The following is a 3,756-nucleotide window of genomic DNA, read 5'->3' on the forward strand; positions in this document are numbered from 1 at the left end:
CGGACCCCGCTGGCCGACCGCAGGGCCCGGGTCGCCGAGGCCCTGGACTCGCTCACCGCCCACCGCGACCTGCTCGCCCTGCTGCTGGTGTGGGACCCGCACCAACTCTCCGGCGGCATGCGGCAGCGGGTGATGATCGCGATGGCGGTGGCCTGCGGCCCGAAGGTGCTGGTGGCCGACGAGCCGACCACAGCGCTGGACGTCACCGTCCAGGCCGGCATCCTCCAGGTGCTGCGGGACCTGCGCGACCGGCTCGGCACGAGCGTCCTCATCATCACCCACGACCTCGGCGTGATCGCCGACATCGCGGACCGCGTCGTCGTCATGTACGCGGGCCGGGTGGTGGAACGGGCGTCGGTGGACGACCTGTTCGCCCACCCCCGGCACCGGTACACGGCCGGGCTCCTGTCGGCGTCACCGCAGCCGGGCCGGCACGCCGGCACCGACCGGTTGACCGAGATCCCCGGGCTGGTGCCCGTGCTGGCCAGCCAACCCGACGCCTGTACCTTCGCGGATCGCTGCCCGGCCGCCGATGAGCGGTGCCGGGCGGCTGCCCCGCCGTTGCAGGATGTCGGTGACACCGACCATGTCGCGGCCTGCTGGCACCCGTGCGAGATGGCCCCTCAGGAGGCGAACCGATGACGCCGCAGCCGAACGCCCTGGAGATAGCGGACCTGGTGATGCACTTCGGCCCGGTGCGTGCCGTGGACGGGGTGTCCCTGACCATTCCGCGGGGCCGGGTCACGGCCCTGGTGGGGGAGAGCGGCTCCGGGAAGTCGACAGTGGGCCGATGCGTGGTGCGGCTCGTCGAACCGACAGCGGGAACGGTCCGGATCGCGGGCACCGACGTCACCCACCTGTCCCGACGGCGACTGCGTCCCCATCGCGGCGCGGTGTCGATCGTCTTCCAGGACCCGGCCGCGTCACTGGACCCGCGCATGCTGGTGGGCGAGATCGTGGCCGAACCGCTGCGGCTGGCCGGCAAGCGGATCTCCCGGCGCGACCGGGACGCCCGCGTCGCTCCCCAACTCGAACGGGTGGGCCTGCGCGCCGAGGTGGCCCGTCGCTATCCGCACGAACTGTCCGGCGGGCAACGCCAACGGGTCAGCATCGCGCGGGCCCTGATCTCCGAGCCCATGCTGCTCATCGCGGACGAACCCACCAGCGCGCTCGACGTGTCAGTGCAGGCGTCGGTGCTCAACCTCCTCGCCGACCTGCAACGCGACATCGGGTTCGCCTGCCTCTTCATCACCCACGACCTTTCCGCTGTCGAATACCTGGCCGACGACATCGCTGTCATGTACCTGGGGCAACTCGTCGAGACCGGCAGCCGCGAGCGGATCTTCGCCCGGCCCGCACACCCGTACACGCAGGCGCTGCTCTCCGCCGCGCCGGTGGCCGACCCGGTGCGTCAGCGCCACCGTCAGCCGGTGCTGCTCGGCGACGACCTGCCGTCCGCGCTCGACCCGCCGTCCGGCTGCCGGTTCCGGACCCGCTGCCCGCTCGCCTTCGACAGGTGCGCGACGGAGGTGCCGGCGCAGACCGCCATCAGCGACGGCATGGCCGCCTGCCACCTGGTCCGGCCGGACGGCACCGGTCCCGACGTTCGTACCGCAGATCCCAGTGAGGTGCTGTCATGACGTTCACCACCCGACCCACGTTGCAGGGCACCTTCGGCATGGTGTCCTCCACCCACTGGCTCGCCAGCCAGTCGGCGATGGGCATCCTGGAACGCGGGGGCAACGCCTTCGACGCGGCGGTCACCGCCGGGTTCGTCCTGCACGTGGTCGAGCCGCACCTGAACGGGCCCGGTGGCGAGGTGCCGGCCATCGTGGCCACCGCGCGGGACCCCCGACCGAAGGTGCTGTGCGGGCAGGGGCCAGCCCCGGCCGGCGCCACCATCGCGCACTTCCGGTCCCTCGGCATGGACCTCATCCCGGGTGCCGGGCCGCTCGCGGCGGCAGTACCCGGTGCGGTGGACGCCTGGCTCCTGCTGCTGCGCGAGCACGGCACGCTCACCGTCGCCGAGGTGCTGGAGCCGGCGATCGGCTACGCCGGCGCCGGGCACCCGCTGGTGGGCCGGGTCGGTGACACGGTGGCCGCCGTCCGGTCGTTGTTCGAGGAACACTGGCCCACCTCCGCCGCGCTCTGGCTGCGCGGCGGCCGACCACCCGCCGCGGGGGAGCTGGTCACCAACCCGGCGTACGCGGACACCCTGCGCCGACTCGTCGAGGCGGGACGGGCGGCCGGTGCCGACCGGGAGGCCCAGATCGAGGCCGCCCGCCGGGCCTGGAGCACGGGTTTCGTCGCCGAGGCGATCGACGCGTTCAGCCGGCGACCGTTCCAGGACTCCAGCGGACGCCCGCACGCCGGGCTGGTCACCGGCGACGACCTGGCCGCTTACTCGGCGAGCTGGGAGTCGCCCGCCACCCTCGACTGGCAGGGCTACCAGGTGGCGAAGACCGGTTTCTGGGGCCAGGGCCCGGTGCTGCTGGAGTCACTGGCCACCCTTGACGCGCTCGACGACCCGGGCGCGTACGACTCGGCGACCGCCGCGGGTGTGCACGCCCAGGTCGAGGCGCTCAAGCTCGCCTTCGCCGACCGGGAAGCCTGGTACGGCGACGGGGCCGACGTGCCCGCCAAGGCGCTGCTCTCACCGCAGTACGCGCGGGAGCGGGCCGCCCTGATCGGCGATCGCGCGTCGGCGGAGTTGCGGCCGGGCCGCCCGGACGGGGCGCAGCCGCGCCTGCCCGCCCACATCCGACCGGGTGCCGCTCGACCTGCCGGGCCGACCGATGCCACAACGGGAGAGCCGACAGTGCAGTCGGACGGGGTGACCCGGGGCGACACCTGTCACGTGGACGTGGTCGACCGGTGGGGCAACATGATCTCCGCTACCCCCAGTGGCGGCTGGTTGCAGAGTTCCCCGACGATTCCGGAGCTGGGCTTTCCGTTGGGCAGCAGGTTGCAGATGTTCTGGCTGGAGGAGGGGCTCGCCTCCTCGCTGGCGCCGGGCCGCCGCCCGCGTACGACGTTGAGCCCGACGATGGTGCACCGCGACGGTGAGCCGGTGCTGGCCTGCGGCACCCCCGGTGGCGACCAGCAGGACCAGTGGCAGTTGCCGTTCCTGGTGCGGCACCTCGTCGGTGGGCAGAGCCTTCAGGAGGCCATCGACGCGCCGGCGTGGCACACGGTCAGCCTGCCCGGCTCGTTCTATCCCCGCGACATGGAGCCCGGTGTCCTGGTGGTGGAGGACCGGCTCGACGAGGGTGTGCTGGCGGCGCTGCGGGCGTACGGGCACGAGGTGCGGGTCACCGACGGGTGGAGCCTCGGTCGGCTCTGCGCGGTGACCCGTGACCCGGCGACGGGAGTGCTGGCGGCCGGTGCGAACCCGCGGGGGATGCAGGGCTACGCGTGCGGCCGGTAGCGGGTGCCGTAGCCGCGTGCCCGTCAGCGGGCGCCGTAGCCGCCTTCGGCGTTCTCGTACGCGGCGGCGGATGCCGCCTCGAGGTGGTCGAGCGCGGCCCGCTCGGCGCGGTCACCGTCGCCCGACTCGATGGCGTCGACGAGTTGGATGTGCTCGGCCCACGAGTGTGGCGCTCGTTCGGCCGCCCCGAGCCGGAAGACCCACTGGACATGGAGGTAGAGCGACTTGGCGATCGACGACAGCCAGGGGTTTCCGCTGATCTGGAGGATGCGCAGGTGCCATGGACGGCGCCATCAAGGTGACCGAGCAGGGCGAGGTGATCTCCGACA

At 73.1% G+C, this 3,756-nt stretch carries 4 protein-coding genes; 3 read left to right on the forward strand and 1 reads right to left on the reverse strand.

Features of this window, described 5'->3' with window-relative positions; translation table 11 throughout:
* The 3 genes from ABZ749_RS31405 to ABZ749_RS31415 all read left to right on the forward strand — a co-directional run.
* Positions 1–642, forward strand: a 642-nt coding sequence (locus ABZ749_RS31405; RefSeq protein WP_357234155.1) for an ABC transporter ATP-binding protein, incomplete at its 5' end; no start/stop codon positions are given.
* Positions 639–1,640, forward strand: a complete 1,002-nt coding sequence (locus ABZ749_RS31410) for an oligopeptide/dipeptide ABC transporter ATP-binding protein (RefSeq protein ID WP_357234158.1) — start codon at positions 639–641, stop codon at positions 1,638–1,640. The genes ABZ749_RS31405 and ABZ749_RS31410, both read left to right, overlap by 4 nt.
* Complete coding sequence (locus ABZ749_RS31415; RefSeq protein WP_357234160.1) at positions 1,637–3,427, forward strand: gamma-glutamyltransferase family protein; 1,791 nt, start codon at positions 1,637–1,639, stop codon at positions 3,425–3,427. Before ABZ749_RS31410 ends, ABZ749_RS31415 begins: the two co-directional genes overlap by 4 nt.
* A gap of 23 nt (positions 3,428–3,450) precedes the next feature.
* Here ABZ749_RS31415 and ABZ749_RS31420 read toward each other — a convergent pair whose 3' ends face one another.
* Complete coding sequence (locus ABZ749_RS31420; protein ID WP_357234163.1) at positions 3,451–3,702, reverse strand: FCD domain-containing protein; 252 nt, start codon at positions 3,700–3,702, stop codon at positions 3,451–3,453.
* Positions 3,703–3,756 lie beyond the last annotated feature (54 nt).

Source organism: Micromonospora sp. NPDC047753 (genome assembly GCF_040642735.1).
In the GTDB taxonomy this organism is placed as follows: Bacteria; Actinomycetota; Actinomycetes; order Mycobacteriales; family Micromonosporaceae; genus Micromonospora.